Origin of the sequence: Delftia sp. CH05 (assembly GCF_009827015.1) — a bacterium.
In the GTDB taxonomy this organism is placed as follows: Bacteria; Pseudomonadota; Gammaproteobacteria; order Burkholderiales; family Burkholderiaceae_C; genus Comamonas; species Comamonas tsuruhatensis.
Genome location: NZ_WUMG01000013.1, coordinates 1 through 23,094, shown reverse-complemented (window position 1 = coordinate 23,094; position 23,094 = coordinate 1). Strand labels below are relative to the sequence as shown.

Genomic DNA, 23,094 nt, shown 5'->3' with positions numbered 1-23,094 from the left:
TGATGGGAAGATGAGGGCGAAGAGAGTTCCATGCTGTGCTTGGGGCATTGATGGGGAGTAGCCCAGTTCATAGCTGAAGTTCTGGAGGACGTGGCTCTGTGAAGATCAGAAAAATAAAAATCAAGAACTTTCGAGGCTTGAAAGAACTTGACTGGTGTCTTCCCAACGCAGACATCTTTTGCTTGATAGGCAAAGGTGATTCTTGCAAGTCCACAATCTTAGACGCTATCAGATATGCCTTCCATCCGCAGTGGAACCTGACCATCAGCGACTCTGACTTTCACCAGTGCAATGTCGCAGATTCAATCATCATTGAAGTCACCATCGGGGCCTTGAGCGAAGTGTTCTGCTCCTTGGACAAGTATGGTCAGTATGTTCGGGGCTGGGATGCTGCCGCGCTGAAGCTCACTGACGAACCTGAAGACCATCACGAGAGTGTTCTGACCGTGCGGCTCACGGTGGATAAAGATCTTGAGCCCAAGTGGGTGGTTGTCTGTGATCGGCACCCTGACGGTGTTCCATTTAAGCAAAGCGACAGGAACAAGGTCAGTGTCGGCCTAATCGGAGCCTACAGCGAGAAGCAGCTTTCTTGGGCTACCGGCACGGCGTTGGCGAAGCTCACTGAAGCCCAGAGTCTAACCGAACTGCTGGCAAATGCTTCCCGAACGGCCAAGGCCTCTTTGGAGGGTGATCGGGCTGTCTCTCTCAAGAATTTTGATGCGGCGGCTGAGAAGTCACAGGAGATTGCAAAGCTTTTGGGGGTGCCGGTGTCAGGCGCCTACAAGGCTCACCTCGATCTGGCTTCCATCAATCTGAAAGTGGGTGGGTTGGCACTCCATGATGGTGAAATCCCTCTTCGTCAGTTGGGCCTTGGGTCGAGGCGAATGCTGTTGTGCGGCATTCAAAAGATGGGTTTAGAAGAAGGACACATCACGTTGTTTGACGAGGTGGAGTTTGGCTTGGAGCCGCACCGGATCACCCGTCTTATCAAGCATATCCGAGATGACAAACGAGGCCAATACTTCCTCACTACGCACTCACCTACAGTCCTGCGGGAACTCACCGTCAAGGAGCTATACGTCGTGCATAGCAAGGGTGGGGTTGTGCAGATCACTTCCGCATCGGAGGACGGTCTGGAAGAGTTTGAGGTGCAGGGAAAGATTCGATCCAGCACAGAAGCATTCTTGGCGAAGAAGGTAGTGGTCTGCGAGGGGGCGACCGAAGTTGGGTTCGTGCGAGGGTTTGATGATCACCAGGTCGAAAAGGGCAAGGACCCGCTGTCGTATCACGGCGTTGCCCTTCTGGACGCGAGGGGCGCTAGCAAGATCAAGGATTTGGCAAAGGCGTTCAAGTCGCTCTGCTATGACGTTTCAGTGCTCGCGGATGCAGACGCTGAAGATCAGTTTTCGACTGCTGATGTAGCGGAACTCATAATGCTTGGTGTCCCCGTGCATGTTTGGAGCGACAAGTACTCCTTGGAGGAGCGAGCATTTCAAGATCTGCCTTGGGAGAGCGTCTTGGTCAGCTTAAAGCTTGCCCAAAATGAATTGGGTTACCCGGTGTATGACCAAGTGCGCTCCAGAGTTCAGGATGAAATTGACCAAGATCTTGAGAAATGGACTGAAAGTGCGAAGCTGCGAAACGCTATTGGATCTGCCGCGAAAAAGGCCGGCTGGTTCAAGGATACAACACGGGGCGATCAGTGGTTCAAGGTGGTGAGCCATACGTTTAACGAGGCTGCTTTTTTAAAGAAGGATTTGGCAGTCAAACTGGAGGCGCTTTGGAATTGGGCTGAGCATGTCTGAGGAATTAGCCCTCAAGCTCAATGACTTCACTACCAAAGGGTATGTGATCGCTCCGGCCGGCTACGGCAAAACGCACCTCATCGCCATGGCAGTGAAAGCGGCCACCAAAAGGCAGCTCATCCTGACTCACACCTTCGCAGGTGTGAACTCCATCAAGACTAAAATGGCCGCTCTTGGTGTGCCTGCTTCCAAGTACCAGATTGACACAATTGCGAGCTGGTCACTTCGCCTCTGCCTGGCCTACCCGAAAACTTCTGGGTGGAAGGCAGAGCACCCCACAAGCAAGCAGTGGAACAAGCTCTACGAATGCTGTTCAGGGTTGCTTGCCAAGCAGTTCGTTCGTCGCGTTGTCGCTGCAACCTATGCCGGCGTGTATGTAGACGAGTACCAAGACTGCTCCGATCTGCAGCACACCCTTGTCTGTGTCTTAGCTGAGTTCATGCCTTGCCGAATTCTAGGCGATCCTATGCAGGCCATCTTTGACTTTGGTGGTGAAGAAGGCAAACCTGTTGATTGGACGGTAAGTGTCTATCCGAGCTTCACTTGTCTGGGGCAACTGAACATTCCGTGGCGCTGGAATACGGCTGGCGATCCGAATCTTGGAGCTTGGCTCAAGAAGGCGAGGGAGACACTGGAACAGGGGCAGAAGATCGATCTTTCAGACGACCTCCCTGCCTGTGTGATACTCAATCACACCACCCCAGAGTTATTGGCGTCAAAGCAGTACTCCTCACTGATGCGTTTGCTGGGTCATCAGGAGAGTGTGATTGCCCTTCATGGCGGCGACCAGCAGTCCAAGAACAAGACCCATTTGTTGGCAAGAACTACGGGTGGCAATTTCTCTTCCATTGAAGAGGTTGAAGGCAAAGACCTTCACTTGTTCATCAAGAAACTGGTTGCAGCCAAGACAATCCAGCAAGGTTTCCTCTTGGCTTTAGATTTTTCCAAGATGTGCTTCACAGGGGTTGGAAAGGCACTGACTGCAGGGACTCAGAAGGGCGAGGTCGCAAAGCAGAGCAAGGCTACCAAGTACCCGTTGGTCCTGCATGCCGCCAATGCCTATCTGAACGGCCCCACAAGCGCTCACCTTAGAGATTTCTTCTTGGCGTTGAAGGCCAACCCTGAAACGTCACCTTACCGTCGTGATCTGCTGTATCGCTTCCTTAACGTGCTGAAGATTCACATTGATGGGGTGGAAGCAGATTTGACAGAAGCTGCGAATAAATATCAGCGCGACATGAGGTACACGGGGAGGCCGATAACCCACCCCAAGCTCATTGGCACAACGCTGCTGGTGAAGGGGTTGGAGTACGACCATGTAGTCATTCTTGATGCTGACGCATTGGGCGCCAAGGATCTGTATGTCGCCATGACCCGTGGATCTAAGTCCTTGACGATCATTGGTTCTACGCGACACTTGCCCGCGAGGTAGCAGGAATTGGAATCAGACTCCAAATATCGCCTGCGACAAACGGCAGTAACTTTAAGAGCGTACCAGAAGCTTCATCCGCCTGGTGAAGAGTAGTGTTCGCAAATCGCTTTTTTAGTCAAACTTCTAAAAATTACTTTTTTGATTTTAATTTCAATTAATAAAGGGTTAATATGATTGATTCCGCTTTTATAGAGAGCCTTCTTGAGCAAGATGAATCCCCAATATTGGAGTTTAAGCGCGAATGGTATTGGTCATCAGATGCCGATACAAGTAATCTTGGTTCAAAATGGGGTGAATTTTATAAAGATATCGTGAGTCTATGTAATGCTTATGTTGATTACGTTGGCCATGAAAGATATTTGATATTCGGATTCTGTGAAAAGACCAGAAATATATTCAATATTGATTTGAAACAGATTCCTATTATCAGTGATCTTCGTGGTTTTAGGCAAAAGATAATAAATCGCTTAGAAAATCTAATTAACTATCCACCACTCGATCTTGAAGTCGATGCAGTTGAAATAGGTGGAAAAAATATTTTAGTATTCAAAATACCATCCCCTCGTCGTCTTGTTTTGCTGAAGTCTGAATTGATGACTAAAACCAGAACACTAGATGCCGGAGCTGTTCTCGTCAGAAAAGGGCAAGACAGCGACTCTATTCGTATTGCCGATCCAAGAGAAATAGAAGAGCTAAATAAGCAATTTGAATTTTACAACTCTCAGATGGTTTTAAAAAATAGTGGGGTGATTAAAGAAAAAGATCGAAGCATCTCCAAGACAGTCCAACTGTATATCGAAAAAAACTCCAGTTGGTCAATTGATGTTGGCTATCCAATAGTCGTAAGAGATTGGAAGGCAGACATTGTATTCGAGCTTTTTAAAATTAGTGAGGCGCTGGGGGGGTCTAAGCACTTTCTTTATCTTCACGAACGTACTAGTCAAGGTAAAACTAACGCGTTTATTAAAAAAAATGACTATTTCGATCCAAAACTTCCGCTAATAATTTTGACCGATTCTCCTTCGATAAAGGATAAGGACAAAAGAAAAGAAAATATTGCTCAGGTTTTTAAAAGTAAACATGTTTATTTTATCGAAGAGTTTGGTTTGAATTTTTTGTATGGAGACTTTATAGGAGATTTTGAACGGTACAACTTGCCAGTATTTGTGGAGAGCTTCACAGCGGAGGTAATAGAAGGGGAAAATTCGGCGCTCAAGGTTTTGGACAGATGGTATGCTTGTTCTTCATCGCCCTTGATGATTGTAAAAGGATATGGAGGCATTGGGAAAACAACTTTGGTTAAGCAGTTTTTAGATAATATTAATAAAATAGATGAAACTATAGGATTAATGTTTATCGATTCAAATGAGATTATTGATGGCTTAACACGAGCTGCCAGATCTGAGAAGAAGATAGATGATCTCTATGATTTTTATTCTGCTCAGAATCAACGTGAAGAATTTGCCACTAAGAGTTTTAGCAAGGATCTTCTGAAATTGTCTGTTGACAACGGTAGCCTAATTATAGTTTTAGATGGTATTGATGAAGTAATTGCTAAGCTTGGCTCCAAATTTGATATTGCTGCGTTCATTTCATCTATCGTTGGAAGCTATTCAGACAATATGGAGCGAGGGAAAATCCTTGTAACTTGCCGCGATAATTTTTGGCGAGAAGTTGATCCAGGTCATGTAGTTAATGAAATTACGCTACTACCGTTCAATGAAAAATTGGCTGACGATTTTTTTGTTCAAGCATTCAAGAATAATCGCTTCAAGGTCAACAAAGCAATGGTGATGGCTCAGAAGCTAGCATTGAAGTTGGTTTCAGATGACACAAGTGACGAAGCAATATATGTTCCCTACATTTTGGATCTAATTGTCTATTTAATTAAGCACGAGGAAGAATTCGGGGACGAAGAGGTACAGTTAGTTACTCGCAGTAAGATACTCAATCTAAAAAACTCGAATGACTTTTTAGTTGGAAGTGTGTGTGGTCGAGAAATCAAAAAACTCAGTAACTATGATATAGATACGCAAATAAATTTTCTGATTGATTTTTCATTATCGAAATCTGGGTATATAAGTTTATATGATGTGAAAGCTGCGTTTGAAAGATCTACTTCTATTCAGATTAGTGATGAATTTGTGGAGAAGCTAACAGGACATCCGCTTTTATCATGTACAGATAATAAACTATATTTCAGGTATGATTTTTTCTACGATTACTTTAAGGCATTATATTTAGTTAGATATTTTATCAATTACAAGATCGAATTGTTAGATGTTAGAGTTATAGAAATCTTGAATTCCTATGTTGGATTTGATAATGATTTTAGTCGCTCTATATCTGAAAGAATAATATTGGATGATGATTTTGAGCTAATGGCTGTAGAGACAGTTGATGAGCTCAAAAAAAGATTGACAGATGAAGCGTCGATCGATAAATCTATACTGCAGGGAGCAATTTCAGCCATTCTAGCTTTGTGGCTTACAATGCAGTGGAGGCAGAAAAATATCTTTGACTCAGAAGTTAATACCAAAATATTGAAAGATTTACATTTAAAGGAAAATTCACTGGACGGTGTTTATGTTTTTGGATTAAATAGTTCTGCGCGAGCAAAGCCAATATTTGATTTTCGAGGGATGACGATACGCTCATCTCATTTTGAGGGTTATGAGCATTTTTGGGACTGCTCTATCGATGAGAAAACGAGGTTTTTATCATCTTCATTTATAGATTTGGAGCCGGGTGCAGGAGTCAGGATAAAGATACATAAAAATACATTTGATTCAAGCTGCGACGTTTCAGATATCGCACATCATATTTCAAAAAGAGAAAGAGAGGTCATAGACGAGCAGGCTGAGCTAAAAGATAAGCTCACTCAATTTTTCAAACTGTTTCATGATCAAGGGAATTTTTATCCCAAGAAGCAAGATGATGTTCGTGCTCGGATTTACACAGGTAAACTATTGCCAGTTCTTTTGAAGAATAAGGTGATTATTGACTATAAAGACCCTAAGAAGCCGACTCTAAGGCAATATAAGGTTTCTGATCCTTATAAGACGATTGTTAATATATTCGAGCAAGGTGGAAAATCTGTGCTTGAGTTTGAACGTGTAGCTGCCATGTTTAATTAAGCTGTGGGCAAGTTGCACCTAAGATGTACGGTCCCGGGAAGTCATGGTGCATTCTTCAGCCTGGAACAGGAGAAAGCACTATGGCAATCCGCCTGCATGGCAGCGCCCGCACAACGCCGCGTATCCGCGCAGAGCTCCAGCTAGCGACCGGTTCCCATCGGTCCTTGGCCCAGCTCTACGGCATCAACCCCAAGACCGTGGCCAAGTGGCGTGCGCGCACCTCGGTGCTCGATGAGCCCATGGGTCCTCGGGGCAGAGCAAGCCAGCATCTTTCCCAAGAGCAAGAACACTTGGCGATTGCGTTGCGCAAGCAAGGGCATCTGTCGCTGGACGATCTCATGGGGCAACTCCTGGAGACAGCACCCAAGCTCAGCCGCAGCGCCTTGCATCGATGCCTGCAGCGTCACGGAATCAGCCGACAACCCGCAACGCACCTGCCACGAAGGCACGGAAAGTTTGAAGAAACGACGCTGGGCTTCGTGCACATCGACAGCGCCGAAATGAAGATCTCCAGCGGCAAACAGCACATGTTTGTTGCCATAGACCGCGTCACAAAATTCACGCATGTCGCGTTCTTTGACAGGGCCACAAAAGCCAATGCAGCACAGTTCCTTCGGCAGGTGCTTGTGGCCTTCCCGTACCGCATACATACCGTATTGACGGACAACGGCATGGCCTTTACGGGACAAGAACGCTTCAGAGGCGGCGTCACTGACACATGCATCGGTCACATCTTCGAGCGCATCTGCAAGTTCAATGGCGTCGAGAAAAGGCATACCAAGCCGTACCACCCCTGGACAAGCGGAATGGTCGAGCGCATGAATCGGCCCATCAAGGAATCCACGATCAAGGCCTACGAGTACGAGGGGCTGGAGCAGCTACGGGAGCATGTCCAGGCCTTCGTTCAAAGCTATAACTTCGGCAAGCACTTGAAGGCGCTCAGGTGGAAGACACCATTCCGGGCGATTTGCGAGGCATGGGAAAAAGATCCAAGCCGCTTTAGACTTCATCCGCACCATCTCACTGTGGGACTGAACATGTAAGTGTCCCCTCTTCCTAGCAGCCGTCATTCATGGGAGGGCGGCCGACCGGCGGCTGAAGCCTGAAGCAGCCGGCCAGAAGGGGCATCGCGGCTGACCGCTTCTGGCCGAGACCGACATTTCACATGCACGGAAATCAGCCGACGTCGAAAATTCCCGCGTTGCCGGTGTGGAGCGCCGGCAACGCGGCGACTTCGGTCCGTTGAGAAGTGCATCCTGTAGTGTTCTTTACTCGATGGGAGACCATCATGGGAACCACAGGCAACTTCATTCATCGCGAGCCATGGAACAAAGGCAAGCTCGTCGGCCAAAAGGTGCCCTTCAAACTTAAGGACATTTGGGCGCTACGCGTTCGGCTCCAAATGGACGGCAGGGTTCGTGAACTCGCCTTGTTCAACCTCGGCATTGACAGCAAGCTGCGCGGCTGTGACCTCGTCGCTCTCAAGGTTCGGGACGTGTGCCATGGCGATCAGGTAGCGACGCGCGCCATCATCATGCAGCAGAAGACACGGCGACCGGTCCAGTTCGAAATCACTCAAGCGACGCGGGACGTATTGCAGGTTTGGATCAAGCAGGCGCGCCTGAAGTCCGAGGACTTCCTGTTCCCCAGCCGACTGCACGAGTCGCCTCATTTGGGCACCCGACAGTACGCTCGGATCCTGGGACATTGGGTCGAGGAGCTCGGCCTGGACCGTGCGGAGTACGGCACGCACTCTGTACGCAGAACAAAGGCAACGCTGATTTACCGGCGCACCAAAAATCTCAGGGCGGTTCAACTACTTCTAGGACACTCCAAGCTCGAGTCGACAGTGAGATACCTGGGCATCGAGGTTGATGACGCCCTAGAAATTTCAGAGCAGACAGAAATCTGAGGTGCTCAGTGATAGCCGCACGGGCGCAAGCTTGGTTCGGCCGCTCTGAACGGCGGCTAGCTGGCACCGGGCGACCTGGAGATCGCGACCAGGAGTAGTCGGCCGCTGCAGACTTGTTGTGCGAGTGGATGGCCACAATTAGGGGGCTCTCAAAACAGCGGCGGGCGAGCCGCTTCATTGGACTGATAACTTTGGCGTACCGCGCGATGCGAAGTGCATCTCGATCACTATGTTACAGTTTGACGCAGTGGCCGAATAGGCGCCCTTCATTCCCCAAGCTGAGGAGTAGTCGTGACACGTCCTCTTCGTAAACGCAAGCTCGACGGTACGCCTTACTTCAGGCGAGAAAAGGTCGAGAGCGAGATTCAAGCTCTCACTGGGATCAGCGCCGCAGAACTGGAGCGTCGTGCTGACATATGGCAGGTCAGTGATCCCGAATACGTTTCCGCTGAAGCGTTGCTATATTTTGTGCGCAATGCGGCTTCCGGCGCTCATCGCGAGAAATTGACCGAGAAACTTCTACTCCGCGTGGCTCGCCGAGTTCCCTCAGCAGCCAACGCCGACGGCAAAACGGTCTCGATGACCAAGATCAACATCCGCGAGGCCGTACGCGATCACTTCATTGACCTGCTACTCAGCGACCGGAACCAGTACGACGATCGCCTCGACTACTACGAAGTCAACTTCAACAGCGCGGTCGCGGCGGATCGTCGGGACGCGAACGATCGCCACTGGAAGCACGAGAACCGGACTACTGAAATTGAGACAGAGGATGGCGAGGTCTCCGTCCAGGTCGAGTCAGCCGTCGGAGACTACGATCCGTTCGACGCCAACGAACTCGACAAAAAAGATTACCGGCTCCTCCTTGATGAGGCGATTGACAGCCTACCTGAGTTCCAAAGGAGGATCGTCGTGATGTGGCGGCAAGACATTCCCATTGAGTCCAACGACCCCTCGGTCGAGTCCATCAGCAAAGTCCTGGGAAGATCGGAGAAGACCGTCCGCACGCATCGTGACAAGGCCTTTGTGTCTCTGAAGCTGCGCCTTGAGCGCAAGGGGAGGAAGTGATGGCTAATCGGCCACAAATCACCGCAGACGATGTCCTGAGGGCGTTCGCCATGGAATTTGAGTCAGGAGACGACGGAGTTCTGCAGCGATACCTCGCCCAGTACCCCGAGTATTCCTCGGCCTTGATAGACCTCTCCATGGAGATGACTCGCGAGTTTGACGACGACGTTCCCCCTGGTGCTGCCGAATTCGACCTCGTCGCGGCAGGCATGGAGCGTCTTCAAGAGACCCTGGCAACGCTTCAGACTCTGCAGGTTGCCCCAGCAAAGACGTTTGCCGACGCCATCAAAGTACTGTCCTTACCTGTGCAGGTTGGCCTTGCGTTCCGAGAGCGCCGTATAGAGGTCGCCACTTTACCCCGCCGCGTTCTGGCGAAAATGGCTGAGGCGCTGCAGACATCAACCGAGACACTGCTCTCATACCTCGCTCTTCCTCCTGAGGCTTCGCTGGCTCGTGCTAGGAAGTCGGCCGTAAAACCTGTCGCCCCTGAGAAAGTGTCGTTCGAGAGAGTCTTGCAAGACGCAGGCGTCGACGAACAGAGCATTTCGAACCTATTTCGCGAGGAGTAGTCATGGACCCGATAGAGCTGGCTCGGCAGCACGCTCGGCGACTACATGATGAGGCCCTCCAGCGCGGGGACAACCCCTGGTCTCCGTACGAATTCTCTGTTGGCATCGCGAACGACCTCGGCATAACCGTCGAGACCTGCGCTCCCGGCGCCGCGATGCTCGATGGCGGCCGAGCCTCCTTTGATCCTGAACTTCCCCTCATCCTCCATGAGCGCGAAGGCTCACCTTTCGATCAAGCCTTCCTGGTTGCGCACGAAATCGGGCACGCCGTACTAGGCGATGGAGAAAAGGCGCACGAGACAGCTGCGCAGATTGACCCAGCCCGCACCTCGGAAGCTGCTCCTATCGGGATGGATCGGGTCATCGACTATAGCCGCCGACAACGTCGAGAAGTCCAAATGGACCTCTTCGCCAGGGAACTTCTGCTACCGAGGTCCCGGATCGTTGACCTGCATGTTGTTCAGGGCCAAACCTGTTCTGACATTGCAGGACGTCTAGGTGCTCCATTCGAAGTCGTCGCTCAGCAGATGCTCGATGCGCTGCTCCTGCCAGCCGTTCCGGTCGCCGCTGAAGCCGACCCCGTTGAAATTCCTCTCAACGACAAACAGCGTGATGCGGCTCGGCATCGGGGCGCGGCATTCCTACTACAGGCTGGGCCGGGAACGGGGAAGACCCGCACACTCGTTGCACGTGTTGAAAGCTTGCTGGACGAAGGCGTGGACCCACGACGCATCCTTCTCCTTACCTTCTCGAATAAGGCCGCTGGAGAGATGATCGAGCGGATCGCGTTGAAGCGGCCGAAGGACGCGGCAGCACTCTGCATCGGTACCTTCCACAGCTTCGGCCTGGACATCCTACGGCGATTCAATGACCGGTGCGGCCTACCGGCCGATCCTCGCCTGTTGGATCGAGCCGAGGCCGTGGAGCTTCTTGAGAACGAGTTTCCACGACTCGGCCTGACCCATTACCGCAACCTCTACGATCCATCGCAGACAGCGGCTGAAATCTTGACTGCGGTGTCACGCGCAAAGGATGAGGTTGTTGATGCCGCTGGGTATCAGGTGTTGGCCGCAGCTATGCATGCGGCGGCAACCGACCCGGGCGCGGTGGAAGCTGCAGAGAAGGCAGCAGAGGTCGCCAAGGTCTATGCGCGCTACGAGGAACTGAAAGCCGTTTCTCAATGCCTGGACTTCGGTGACCTGGTCATGCGCCCGGTGCTGCTGCTGGAGAGCGATGATGCAGTTCGAGCTCAGCTTCAGAGCGACTACGACCACATCCTGGTTGACGAGTACCAGGATGTGAACCGCAGCAGCGTACGGCTTCTGGCGGCGCTGAAGCCAACGGGCCTCAACCTGTGGGTGGTAGGAGATGCCAAGCAATCCATCTACCGGTTCCGCGGTGCCTCGTCGTTCAACATGTCCCGCTTCGGACGAGAAGATTTCCCTGGCGCTGTGCGCGACAGCCTGAAGCTCAACTACCGCTCCACCTCGGAAGTGGTCCATGCCTTTTCGACGTTCGCGACGGGCATGTCTGTCGCCGGCAGCGAGAAGGCGCTCGAAGCGGATCGAGGCCCTGGTGGAAAGCTGCCCGAGGTCATCACGGTGGGCACCACGCCCTTGCTTACATCGGCCATCGCTGATGGCATTGAAGAGCTCCGCGCAGAGGGATACCAGTATCGCGACCAAGCCGTCCTGTGTCGCGGGAATGACCGACTGTCTGATATCGGACGGGAACTCGAGCGCGCAGGCATTCCGGTGCTTTTCCTGGGGAGCCTTTTCGAGCGGCCGGAAGTGAAGGACCTTGTCGCCATGCTGACGCTCCTTGTCGACCGCCGCGCGATGGGGCTGATCCGGACCGCTTGCTGGCCGGAGTTCACGATGGGCTTGGAAGACGCAGTCCGGGTCCTTGAGCATCTTCGGGGAACCAACGCGGAGCTAGGCGCATGGCGGCTTGATGCCCCGATCGAGGTAACGCCAGCGGGGCAAGCGGCACTGGCTGCGCTCCATGCGGCCCTTGCTGGTTTCGACGCAACATCGCAGCCTTGGACCGTTCTAGCGACGCTGCTGTTGGACCGAACCAGGCAAGCAGCACGCATCGCAGCGTCGACCAGCGTACCGGAGCAGGCCCAAGGCATCGCAATATGGCAGTTCATGAACTTCGTTCGAGTGCAACCTAACGCTCAAGGACTCCCGATCCAGCGACTGTCTGACCGCATAAGGCGGCTGCTGCGTCTGAGGGATGACAGAGACCTGAGGCAGCTACCTGCGGCTGCCCAGGGGGTCGACGCAGTCCGCCTGATGACTATCCACGGTTCGAAGGGGCTTGAGTTCCCGGTTGTCCACATCGCCGGCGTCAACAAGGACTCGATTCCTGGCTCTCTGCGGACCTCAAGGTGCCCGCCACCAGCGGGCATGTTCATCGGCGGAAAAGGGAACGCTGACGAGGTGGCACGGGCAGCCCATAACGAAGAGCAGGAATGTCTGTTCTTCGTCGCCATGTCCCGTGCAAAGAATCGCCTGGCGTTCTACGGTGCTACCGCGACCGCGACCGGGCGCGCCAGAGCGCTATCGCCGTTCCTAGAGCGGATCGGGCCAGTCGATTCGTGCCCGGTGACGCCGTCGACCGTCATGCCTCCTGCTCCGGACGAGGCGATCATTCCTGTCGTCTTCTCCGGTACGCCGCGCTTCAGTTCCGACGCAGTCGGACTCTACGAGTCTTGCGCCCGACGGTTTCTGTACACGCACCTGCTGCAGGTGGGCGGTCGTCGTCGGACGAACTCGTTCATGCAGATGCACGAGGCGGTGCGCGAGGTCTACCGCGCCCTCGCGGCGCAAGGGGGGGCACCGACAGGAAAACTCGATGAGCTGCTCTCGATGGCATTTGTCACCCACGGTCTGCATGAACACGGCTACGTCGACGACTTCCGGGCGATGGCAACGACGATGCTTCAATATTTCCTGGATTCCAGAGCGGGCGCAGTTATAGAGGCACCAACAGCGCTCCCCGTCTCGTTCGGCGACTACGAGGTAGAAGTCACCCCAGACGAAGTCTTGGTGCGAAACGGCGTCAGAACCTTGCGCAGGGTGAAGACGGGTCACGCGTCCAGTGGTGACGGGAAGGACGTTGGAGCAGCAGCCTTCGTGCTGGCCTCCAGGGCGGCATTCCCCGATGCCAGTGTCGAGCTCGTCTACTTGGCAGACGCTGAATCCAAGCCGTTGACTCTCACCCCCAGGGAACTGAGTAACCGCCAGGACAAGCTGGCGGACATCTTCCGTGGCATCCGAGCCGGCCAGTTCAAGACCGAGCCATCGGACGCTATCTGTCCTAACTGCCCAGCTTTCTTCGTGTGCGGCGCCGTGCCACCAGGCACGCTCTCGAAAAATTTCTGAAAAAAGTTGACCGGCGATGTCCGGTAGGTCCGATTCGAGGGTTGTAGGCGAGAAAAACCTCGCTACAGCAACCGCAAGGACCTTATGAAACATCCTGATTTTGACGACGTTGGCGACGCGATCCGTGAGGACCGTCCTCTGCGGGAGGCTGCCGCCTACCGTATCCGCTTTGGCTTGGAAGGCCTGACCTTCCGCCACATCGACGTGCCGGACCCGGTTCCCACAGGCCGGCAAATCCTGGCCAGCGCAGGCCTGGACCACCGCAACGACTACATCCTGTTCGCCTACCTGGACACGGGTGAATTCGAGGACGTCCGTCTCGACGAGACTTTCGATCTGCGCGGCAAGGGCGCTGAGCGCTTCATCGCGTTCAAGTCCGACCGCGACTTCAAGTTCACGCTGAACGACCGCCAGTTGGCCTGGGGTCGCGCCGACATGCTGGGTAGCGTCCTGTACGACCTCGCGGACACGTCGCCGGATGAGGCCGTGTTCGTGGAGGTTCGTGGCGGTGAAGACCGCATGATCGACCCGGACGACCGCATCAACCTCGACGCACCGGGCATCGAGCGCTTCATCACCGCACCTAAGCCGGACACGGGCTACGTCATCTTGGTCAATTCTGAAGAGAAGACTGTGCCGGACAAGCACGTCACCTTCGAGCAAGTAGTCAAGCTGTACTACCCGAACGCGGCCGGCGAGACCAATGTGAAGTTCTCGATGACCTACCGCAATGCGGCCTCGCTCCCCCACGCCGGCGAGCTCGGCGAGGGCGGCTCGGTCGAAGTCAAGAGGAAAGGAACCATCTTCAATGTCACGCGCACTGTTCAGTCTTAATCCCGACCTGGCGCGCCTTCGTTCGGAGGGTTACTTCATGCGCATCCAGGGGAGCCTCCTGGTGATGCGGGAGGTGCCCTACGTCGATGCCCAGCGCCAGGTTCGCCTCGGCACGCTGTCGTCGGCCCTTGACTTGGCTGGCGACCGCACCCGCAAGCCCGAAACGCACGTCATGAACTGGGATGGCGACTTCCCATGCAATGCCGACGGGACGCGCTTGCAGGGCATCTCGCATGCCGAGCCGAACACCGACCTTGGCCACGGGCTCAAGGCACGGTTCACCTTCTCCAGCAAGCCGAGCGATCAGGGCTACCCGGACTACTACGCCAAGATGTCGACCTATGCGACCATCGTGTCCGGGCCGGCTGCGGTGCTACAGAAGGGCCTTAGCCCGCGCGTTTTCCGCGGAGGCGACGAGGAAGACGAGGCTAGCGTTTTCAACTACCTCGACACGGCTTCCAGCCGCGTTGGGATTGGCGCGCTGGTCGCCAAGCTGGGACAGGAGGTCGTGGCCATCATCGGCCTAGGCGGCACCGGTGGCTACATCCTCGACTTTGTGGCAAAGACCCCCGTCAAGCAAATTCGCCTGTTCGACCCCGATGTCTTCCTGTCGCACAACGCCTTCCGTGCACCTGGCGCACCGACCCTGGAGGAGCTGCGGGATGCTCCGATGAAGGTGCACTACCTGAAGAGCATCTACGGGCGCATGCACCGCTTCATCGAGGCACACCCTGTGAAGATGAAGACGGAGACGCTCGGTCTGCTAGACGGCATCACCTTTGCGTTCCTCAGCATGGATGCCGGCGAGGAGAAGCGCGCCGTCGTGACCAAGCTTGAGGCGCTGGGCGTTCCCTTCATCGACGTCGGTATGGGCCTGGAACTTACAAACGGCAGCCTCGGGGGCATCCTGCGCGTCACAACGAGCACGCCTGAGAAGCGCGAACACGTCCACCAGGGTCGCATCTCCTTCGCTGGTGGTGGTGGCCAGGACCTGTATGCGTCCAACATCCAGGTGGCCGACCTGAATGCTCTGAACGCGTGCTTGGCCGTGATGAAGTGGAAGAAGCTGCGCGGCTTCTACCGAGACCTGGAGCAGGAGCACCACTGCACTTACACCACGGACGGCGGCATGCTGCTGAACGGAGACCAATCGTGATGCGGCACCACGCCCTGGAGCACCGATTCGTTCGGAACGTGCCACGTGAACTGGAGCCAGGAGTGCTGTACGTCTCGATGGAGTACGCAACAGCGGTGCACTCGTGCTGCTGCGGCTGCGGCGACCGCGTGGTGACGCCGTTCACACCGACCGACTGGCGCATGACCTTCGACGGCGAATCCATTTCGCTTTTCCCCTCCGTGGGCAACTGGAACCAGAAGTGCCGGTCGCACTATGTGATCCAGCGCAATCGCGTGCTGGAGGCAGGCCCCTGGTCAGACGCGCAGGTTGAAGCGGAGCGACGTCGTGACAAGAAGGCCAAAGCATCACACTACGGTGGCAGCGGCGAGATGCGCTCGGCGATTCGACAGTTGACCGTACTAGCACCAGAGCCCAAAGTGGCCTATCAAGAATGGGAGCCACGCCCCCAAAATTTTTGGTCTCGGTTCAAGACTTGGCTTGGCCATTGACTTCAATGCACTCATCAACGCTCGCAACATCGCCGGAATACGCGGCGGTCAGCGACTGCTTCCTGGCATGCGCGTGAACATGTCTGGAAATGATCACTGACTGCAATCGCTGCAAACCAGACGTTGGCTGAGACGATGCGTCTATGGGCCTTCCAGGAAAAATGTCCGCAGGACGCTTACGCCCCGATCGGCGCGCCCGAACTGCAGTACAGCGTATAGATCATGCAGTTCAGACGTCCCTCCATGTGGCTTGATTTGGCGCTCGCCAAAATTGCGACAGTCTCCAGCCGCTGGAAGCCGGGCTACTCACCCCGTGCCAAAACCTGTGCAAGGAACGGTGCGGTTCGGCTGCCCGACGCCCCCGCCACCTGCCGAGGGGAGCCCGCCACCACGATGCTGCCTCCGGCCTCCCCCGCGCCGGGTCCCACGTCGATCACCCAATCGGCCTGGGTAACCGCGCGCATGTCGTGCTCGATCATCACCACGGTATTGCCGGCGTCGACAAGGCGCTGCAACTGCACGAGCAGCCGGTCGACATCCGAGGCATGCAGCCCGGTGGTCGGCTCGTCGAGCACGTACAGGCTGCGTCCGCGTTGGCTGCGCTGAAGTTCGGTCGCCAGCTTAATGCGCTGCGCCTCGCCACCGGAAAGCTCAGTGGCCGGTTGTCCCAGACGCAGATAGCCCAGGCCGATATCGCGCAGCAGTTGCAGTGGCCTCGCCACCGCCTCTTCACCCGCGAAGAATTCGCGGGCTTCGTCCACGGTCATCTGCAGCACTTCGGCGATGTTGCGCCCGTTCCATTGCACCTTCAGCGTGGCCTCGTTATAGCGTGCTCCATGGCAGGTCGGACACGGGGCGTACACGCTTGGCATGAACAGCAGTTCCACGCTAACGAAGCCCTCGCCCTCACAGGTTTCGCAGCGCCCCTTGGCGACGTTGAACGAGAAGCGCCCGGCATCGTAGCGGCGGCGCCGTGCATCGGGCGTGGCGGCGAACAGCTTGCGCACATGGTCGAACAGGCCGGTGTAGGTCGCCAGGTTCGACCGCGGAGTGCGCCCGATCGGCTTCTGGTCCACCTGTACCAGGCGATGTATCGCGTTAACGTCGCCCGCTAGATGACCGCCGGTCGCTTCGATCACTGCCGGTCCTTCGCTGGTGGTGCTTTCGGCCGAATCATCTTCAGGTTCGTGGCCCAGGTGCAGCAACATCAACTCCGGCAGGGCCTGCGCGACGAGGCTGGATTTGCCGGAGCCTGAGATGCCGGTAACGGCTGTCAGCACGCCCAGCGGAATGCGTGCATCCACGCCATGTAGGTTGTGGCGGTGGATGCCCAGCAGTTCCAGCCAGCCGGACGCCTCACGCTCCCGACTCCCGGGCGCGGGGATCTCGTCGAACAGATAGCGCGCGGTGCGCGATTCGGCAATCTTGCGCAAGCCATCCGGCTCGCCGCTGTAGAGCACCCGCCCGCCACGCTCACCGGCATCCGGCCCGACATCCACCAGCCATTGCGCGCGTCGCATCAGGTCCAAGTCGTGCTCCACCACGAACACCGAGTTGCCGGCGTCGCGCAGCCGATCGAGTGCGTTGTACAGGGCCTGGCTGTCGGAGGGATGCAGCCCCGCCGAAGGCTCGTCAAGCACGTACACGACGCCGAACAGCAGCGAACTCAATTGCGTGGCCAGCCGCAGGCGTTGCAACTCGCCAGCCGAAAGTGTCGGCGTGGCGCGGTCCAACGTCAGGTATCCCAGGCCCAGCCCGCGCAGTTGGCGCAGGCGTGCCATCACGCCACCGGCCAGGCGCTGCGCGGCGAGCCGCTTTTCTTGCGACAACGCCGACGTGCGGCGCACATCGGGCGATACCTCATGGACGGCACGGCCGGAGGCAGCGCGTTCGGCACGGTCGCGCCGGGTCGCTTCCTTGTCCGTACCCGCGCCCGCCGCATGGGCGCGGAAATCGCCCTGGGCGATGGGTTCGAGCAGGGTCGCCAAGTGGTCCAGCGGCATTTGCATGAACGCGCCGATGTCCACTCCGGCAAAGGTGACCGACAGCGCTTCGGGCTTGAGCCGCTTTCCCTGGCATGTGGGACACGGCTTGCCCTCCATAAAGCGGGACACGCGCTTTCTCATCAGCGCGCTCTGGGTATTGGCAAAGGTGTGCAGTACATACCGCCGGGCGCCGGTGAAAGTGCCCATGTAGCTTGGCTCCATCTTCCGTTTGAGCGCGGCGCGGGTTTCGGCAGGCGTGAAGCCTGCGTACACCGGCGCCGTGGGTGTTTCCTCGGTGAACAGAATCCAGTCGCGGTCCTTCTTCGGCAGGTCCTTCCACGGTCGGTCAACGTCGTAGCCCATGCTGACCAGGATGTCGCGCAGGTTCTGGCCTTGCCAGGCGGGTGGCCAGGAGGCGATTGCCCGCTCGCGAATGCTCAGGGAGGGGTCAGGCACCATGATGGCCTCGGTCACCTCGTACACATGGCCTAGGCCGTGGCACGTTGGGCACGCTCCCTGCGGCGTGTTGGGCGAAAAATCCTCGGCGTACAGCATCGGCTGGCCGGCCGGATAGGCTCCGGCGCGCGAATACAGCATCCGCACCAGGCTGGACAGGGTGGTCACGCTCCCCACGGAGGAGCGTGCGTTGCTGGAGCCCCGCTGCTGCTGCAGCGCGACTGCCGGTGGCAGGCCATCGATCGCATCGACGTCCGGTACTCCGGCCTGGTCGATCAGTCGCCGCGCATAGGGGGCCACTGACTCGAAATAGCGTCGCTGGGCTTCGGCATAGATCGTGCCGAAGGCCAGCGAGGACTTGCCGGAGCCGGAGACTCCCGAGAACACCACCAGCGTGTTACGCGGGATGGAGACGTCCACCTCTTTGAGGTTATTCTCGCGCGCACCGCGCACCTGCACGAGCCCGCTGGCCGCGGCGGTGCAGGAAGATTCACCGAAATAATTGTTTGGCATGTTCTTGTCCTGTAGTTCTCGCGGTAGCGATGTGCCGAGAGGTGAACGCAGTCTTGCTTTTGGCCGAGCTTAGGCTTGGGCCGCAGCGGTTCCACCGGGAGGGTGTCATCGAAATCGGCAGCAGCCCAGATAGCCGAGCTTTCCGAGAAGTATGAAATAACTTCTTAGAAAGTGGAGTCTAAATAATAAATTAATTTCCAAAAATACTCCAGTAAATCGTCCTTATGGAATTTTAATGAGCCTTGAACTAATTGGTTTGGCTAGCTATGTCCCTCAACTCCTTTATACTTGTCGAGTCATGAATCAGTGACAATCCGCTTGAAAGATCTATTTTTTTGTGTTTCAACAGGTATTTGAGACTTTGTACATAAGGGGAGCTTCCCACGCCTATTCGCCGTTGTTGACTTAAAAAATCTTTCTCAAAATTTTGCAGTTCCGTACCATCGCTTTGTGGCGACAGCATTTTCTCAACAGTTTCAGCCAACAAAGTCACACCGTTTTGCTTGGCCGTGAAATCCATTATTTCAAAAGCGAGCGATTTCGCGTGAGAATTAATGGTTGGCAGCAAGGCTTGAGCCAAAACTCCTACTACATTTGTCGCAAAAGACAGTTTTTCGCCCTGCATATCAAGAAAGCCTAGCGCTTTTCGGATTGCGCCCATGGCATTGGCGGCGTGGATAGTGCCGAACACCAGGTGACCCGATTCACCGGCGCGCACGGCAGCCTTCATAGTCTCTGCGTCACGGATTTCGCCGATGCTCAGGACGTCTGGAACATACCGTAGCGCTTGTTCAACTGCGTTGGCATAACTGTCTACATCGTTTCCCACCTCTCGGTAGGTAAACCGCGACATCCGAGCTTTGTAGATGAATTCTATGGGCTCTTCGATGATGACGATATTGGATGATCGTTGCTTATTGATCTGGTTGAGCATCGCTGCAATGCTTGTGCTCTTTCCTGCACCAGTGCGGCCAGTTACCAGAACCAGGCCACTGCGTGCATTGCATATACTGGAGAGTGTCTCCGGAAGACCCAGTTCGCTCAACGTCTCCGCTACCGGACGCAGACACCGCAGCATCAAACCGATTCCCCCCATATCTTGCTGTTGCAGCGTGCACCTAACGCGAAATGGTATTACCTCGCCTTCGGTTTTTCCTGGAGCATCAAGGGTAATCATCGGATGAAGACATCCGTTGTTCTTCTCAAGCAGATCATTCCATTTCCCCCCCGATTGCGGAGTCTGTTCCCTTTTGGAAAAGAGATTGGTGATCAGTTTGTTGAGATCGCCAGCGGTGTAGATAAGCTTTCGAGGTGCTGCACCATCGCTGGTTATTTCAAAGTCGGCCCATTGATTGCTGGTAATTCTCAATCTGACAGGCTGTTCGGGCTGAATATACACATCAGTGTACAGGGCAGAATCATTCGTATTGAAAATCTTGTTGATCAGGTCTGTGAAGCTATCCAGCTCGACAAAAGAATTTTGTTGCATATTTTCGCCTATTTGCTCAACCTATTTGCGAATGCCTGGACCTCAGCCGATGTAAGGAAGTCAGGTAAATTGATTTTCCAACCCGCACCACAAGATTCATAACGATTCTGCGCACGCGATGCGATACAGGTGGACCGATCTGCATCTGGTACAACTCCTCCATTACCTTGCGTGTATCCCGATGCGGTCAAGGCGCTGTCATACAGCTTGGGATCAGCCAAGACGACAGGGGCCGATCCATCGACCGTCGCAGAGACGATAAAGCTCTCTACACCACCAGTCGGCTTGGGTGGGTCGTCCCGGTCGTACACCAGCTTGAATATGGCAACCCACCGCTCCCTATAAGGATTCAGATCACCTGTGGTCGCTGGCAAGGCTGCATGGAATTTCAGCATGCTGCTATCAATAGCGCACCTATGCAATGTTGGATCATATGTGACGGTTCCACCTTCTCCGGTCGCACTGTTCACATTGACCTTGCATAGCTTGTCCGCATCTGTTCCGTCCGTCATGGCTGCTATGTAAGCCGTTCTGTTGGAGTTGAAATGTGCATCAGCAGCTATTGCGAATTGCGTCCAGTCGCTCGATATGGACTTTGCCTTAGTTACTTCGTTGCCCTTTGATAATAGGCTAAAACTTGCCAGCAGAATGATTGAAAGCAGCGTCAATCCAACAGCTATCTCGATCAACGCTACACCTCTGTGTTGGTTTTTCATTTTGTCTTTCCTACATACTGCACAGTAAAGTGGCGGACTCTGCGATTTCTTGATTTCCGACGGCATAGTAATTCTCTCTTTTTTGAATCTTCGGCCCTGATTCTGCGTCGGGAAACAGTTGAGCAATGTTTGCCATGGCTTCCTCGCTGATGTCAGTACAAGCAGACCACGCACCGTCTTCGCCTTTGATCACATACCAGGAAGAGCGCATATCAGCTGTGTTCATGCCAGAAGGGGCGCTCACCTTGATGTCTCGCCAGTAAAGTCTCTTCATAGCGATTCTGTCACTATCAGAAAAATAATGATCAGCAGCGGTCATGAATGCTTTGTACTGCTTTATTTCTTCACTCGCGCTTATCTTTATTTCTGTGGCGCCGGAATCACCCTGCGATGACGCATAGCTGAGTATTGCAGCCAAAAAGAACGCAATGTATACGAATATCCACATTCATCACTCGCAGTCAAGGTAAACGAAAACCGCCGATGGAGCCAGTGACTGTTCTACCGCCTGAAACTGCTGTAATCGTTGGAGGTGCAGATGCATACAGTCGGGCATTGGCCTGTCGTTGTGCCTCTTCATTAATGCCTGAGTAGTTTCCTTGAGAAATACGCTGCTGTACGACCAATGTTTTCTCTAATAGCTGAACTTGCAGAAGCTTGTTTTCAAGGCGCTGAAACAATAGACCGCGTAGCAATTGAGAAAACATCTCTATCTGTCCCTTCTCAATTCTGTCACTGAAACTTTGGACGGCTGTAGCGACATCAGATGCAAAGCTTGTCGTAATGACGAGGAACCCGTTTCCTGCTGCGCGCAAGGCCTCTCTTGCTGCTCCGTCTTCACGAATCTCGCCAATAAATAGCATGGATGGAGTGCCAACGGCTTGCGATCGCAAAACTCCCTGAAGTGCCTTTTCCCAGCAGCCGCTTCCGTTCTCTTTCACTTGGGTTTGGGTGCAATATCCTTGTCCATGCCAGCCATTGAGCGGGTGTTCTACGGGCTCTTCAACTGTGTGAGCATATCCACTGAATTCAATCAGTCTGGATACGACAGTGGCGGCAGCCGTAGTGCTTTTACCACTGCCTGTTGGACCACTGATGAGTATGAGCCCCCCTGATGAATGTCGTTGGTCAAGAAGGAATCGCTGTGACGCTTCAGAGAGCTTGGTGGGTAAGCTCTCCAGTGTGGGCGCACTCGATTGCATTTTACGGAAGCGAATCCAAGTGCCGTCCACAACACTTGAGTCCAAGTGACCGCGCCAATTATTCCCTTGGAACGAAACAGTGCCGTCCTCAAGGTTCAGCTCCTTGAAACACTTTGCGAGACTGATAGCGTAGTCTCGAAGCAGGGGATCGAGATGCAGGGGGCCCGGAAATTGAATGCTTTTTTCAGGTGCAGTGAGACATACGCCCAAGTCGGAAATACCTTCAATGAGGCTGCTCAGGTCTGTTGCGGTGACGGCGTCGATGTTCATTTTATTTCAGGAGACTGCACTCTACGGCGCTATACATAAAAACGACTTGTCCGGGCAAATTGGATTTTTCTTCGTAGTCACTCCCGTACTCATACGATCTGAGAGTCGGCTTTCGAGTCAGTTGAAATTCCGTTGGGTCTGCATAATTTCCCACATGCGAGAGTTGGTAGTAGTTTGTTGTGAAAGAGCAGTTGTACCCCCCACATTTTGGTACTGTCAGCTGGTCGTTTGAAGCTTGAACAGGCGTGCCATTAAGTCTTTCTTCATAGCCCCAGCTGCCGCCCCAAGTGGTGCGCGGGGCAGGAGATCCCGCTCGTCCCCAAGCGCCACCAAATCCGGGAACCATGCTGTCGTTAGCCTCTGCATTCACCTCCAGCGGAAATGAAAGACCATTAGATCCCGAGCGTGTGGGTGTCGCAGGAATTCGTGCATCCAGATACATCCACCACTTTGCAGGACGCATTGATTCCGGCGTTCCATCTGCCCACTGATGAATGGGCCTTTGCCAAAATGCCGGGCTGCGCGTGGTATCACCAATGGGTGCGCTGCTCCCATCTGGATAGGTGCTGACCCCGCCGTTGTGTCCGCTGCCGGAAGTGCCAGGATTTGCCCCGCCGCCGCCTGCACCTGGCGTCGCACTGCCGCCTTGACCAGGGGCATAGCTGGAGCCAGCTCCACCGCCGCGCCAGCC

The 23,094-nt window shown here is 54.5% G+C and carries 16 protein-coding genes and 1 pseudogene; 11 read left to right on the top strand and 6 right to left on the bottom strand.

The genetic code is table 11. The features are described 5' to 3' along the window. Positions 1 to 98 precede the first annotated feature (98 nt). From GRX31_RS12770 to GRX31_RS12720, 11 genes are all read left to right on the top strand, one after another. Entirely contained in the window at positions 99 to 1,805 is a 1,707-nt protein-coding gene (locus GRX31_RS12770) for an AAA family ATPase (RefSeq protein WP_160853013.1), read from the top strand. Further along, on the top strand, positions 1,798 to 3,237 hold the full coding sequence (locus GRX31_RS12765; RefSeq protein ID WP_160853011.1) for a UvrD-helicase domain-containing protein: 1,440 nt from the start codon (positions 1,798 to 1,800) through the stop codon (positions 3,235 to 3,237). The genes GRX31_RS12770 and GRX31_RS12765 overlap by 8 nt, the downstream gene beginning before the upstream one ends. A 170-nt stretch (positions 3,238 to 3,407) precedes the next feature. Further along, positions 3,408 to 6,374: a hypothetical protein gene (locus GRX31_RS12760; protein WP_160853009.1), complete on the top strand. Its 2,967-nt coding sequence runs from the start codon at positions 3,408 to 3,410 to the stop codon at positions 6,372 to 6,374. An 80-nt stretch (positions 6,375 to 6,454) separates the two neighbouring features. Further along, complete coding sequence (locus GRX31_RS12755) at positions 6,455 to 7,417, top strand: IS481 family transposase (protein WP_160853007.1); 963 nt, start codon at positions 6,455 to 6,457, stop codon at positions 7,415 to 7,417. A 245-nt stretch (positions 7,418 to 7,662) separates the two neighbouring features. Next, positions 7,663 to 8,286 carry a tyrosine-type recombinase/integrase gene (locus GRX31_RS12750; protein ID WP_160853005.1) on the top strand — a complete coding sequence of 208 codons (624 nt, stop codon included), beginning with the start codon at positions 7,663 to 7,665 and terminating at the stop codon, positions 8,284 to 8,286. A gap of 291 nt (positions 8,287 to 8,577) precedes the next feature. Continuing rightward, a complete protein-coding gene (locus tag GRX31_RS12745; protein ID WP_160853003.1) occupies positions 8,578 to 9,354 on the top strand; it encodes an RNA polymerase sigma factor in 777 nt (258 codons plus the stop codon). A gap of 50 nt (positions 9,355 to 9,404) precedes the next feature. Next, the gene (locus GRX31_RS12740; RefSeq protein ID WP_237426669.1) at positions 9,405 to 9,923 is read left to right on the top strand and encodes a hypothetical protein; all 519 of its coding nucleotides are present in this window, start codon (positions 9,405 to 9,407) and stop codon (positions 9,921 to 9,923) included. Positions 9,924 to 9,925: 2 nt separating this feature from the next. Beyond that, positions 9,926 to 13,312 (top strand): UvrD-helicase domain-containing protein, encoded by a 3,387-nt coding sequence (locus GRX31_RS12735; protein ID WP_160852999.1) that lies wholly within the window; start codon positions 9,926 to 9,928, stop codon positions 13,310 to 13,312. A gap of 84 nt (positions 13,313 to 13,396) precedes the next feature. Continuing rightward, on the top strand, positions 13,397 to 14,146 hold the full coding sequence (locus tag GRX31_RS12730; RefSeq protein ID WP_160852997.1) for a multiubiquitin domain-containing protein: 750 nt from the start codon (positions 13,397 to 13,399) through the stop codon (positions 14,144 to 14,146). Then, positions 14,121 to 15,302 carry a ThiF family adenylyltransferase gene (locus tag GRX31_RS12725; RefSeq protein WP_160852995.1) on the top strand — a complete coding sequence of 394 codons (1,182 nt, stop codon included), beginning with the start codon at positions 14,121 to 14,123 and terminating at the stop codon, positions 15,300 to 15,302. The genes GRX31_RS12730 and GRX31_RS12725 overlap by 26 nt, the downstream gene beginning before the upstream one ends. Positions 15,303 to 15,364: 62 nt before the next feature. Beyond that, positions 15,365 to 15,772: a DUF6527 family protein gene (locus GRX31_RS12720; protein ID WP_202396569.1), complete on the top strand. Its 408-nt coding sequence runs from the start codon at positions 15,365 to 15,367 to the stop codon at positions 15,770 to 15,772. A gap of 302 nt (positions 15,773 to 16,074) precedes the next feature. Here the strand turns inward: GRX31_RS12720 and GRX31_RS12715 are convergent, their stop codons facing one another. From GRX31_RS12715 to GRX31_RS30790, 6 genes and pseudogenes are all read right to left on the bottom strand, one after another. Then, positions 16,075 to 18,726 carry an excinuclease ABC subunit UvrA gene (locus GRX31_RS12715; RefSeq protein ID WP_160852993.1) on the bottom strand — a complete coding sequence of 884 codons (2,652 nt, stop codon included), beginning with the start codon at positions 18,724 to 18,726 and terminating at the stop codon, positions 16,075 to 16,077. A gap of 247 nt (positions 18,727 to 18,973) precedes the next feature. Beyond that, entirely contained in the window at positions 18,974 to 20,215 is a 1,242-nt protein-coding gene (locus GRX31_RS12710) for a type IV pilus twitching motility protein PilT (RefSeq protein ID WP_160852991.1), read from the bottom strand. 8 nt (positions 20,216 to 20,223) lie between these two features. Further along, complete coding sequence (locus GRX31_RS12705; RefSeq protein WP_160852989.1) at positions 20,224 to 20,931, bottom strand: hypothetical protein; 708 nt, start codon at positions 20,929 to 20,931, stop codon at positions 20,224 to 20,226. A 10-nt stretch (positions 20,932 to 20,941) separates the two neighbouring features. Next, complete coding sequence (locus GRX31_RS12700; protein ID WP_160852987.1) at positions 20,942 to 21,379, bottom strand: hypothetical protein; 438 nt, start codon at positions 21,377 to 21,379, stop codon at positions 20,942 to 20,944. Positions 21,380 to 21,392: 13 nt separating this feature from the next. Continuing rightward, positions 21,393 to 22,403 (bottom strand): ATPase, T2SS/T4P/T4SS family, encoded by a 1,011-nt coding sequence (locus GRX31_RS12695; RefSeq protein ID WP_160852985.1) that lies wholly within the window; start codon positions 22,401 to 22,403, stop codon positions 21,393 to 21,395. 1 nt (position 22,404) lies between these two features. Continuing rightward, positions 22,405 to 23,094 (bottom strand): annotated as a pseudogene (locus GRX31_RS30790) (hypothetical protein); the annotation flags it as partial.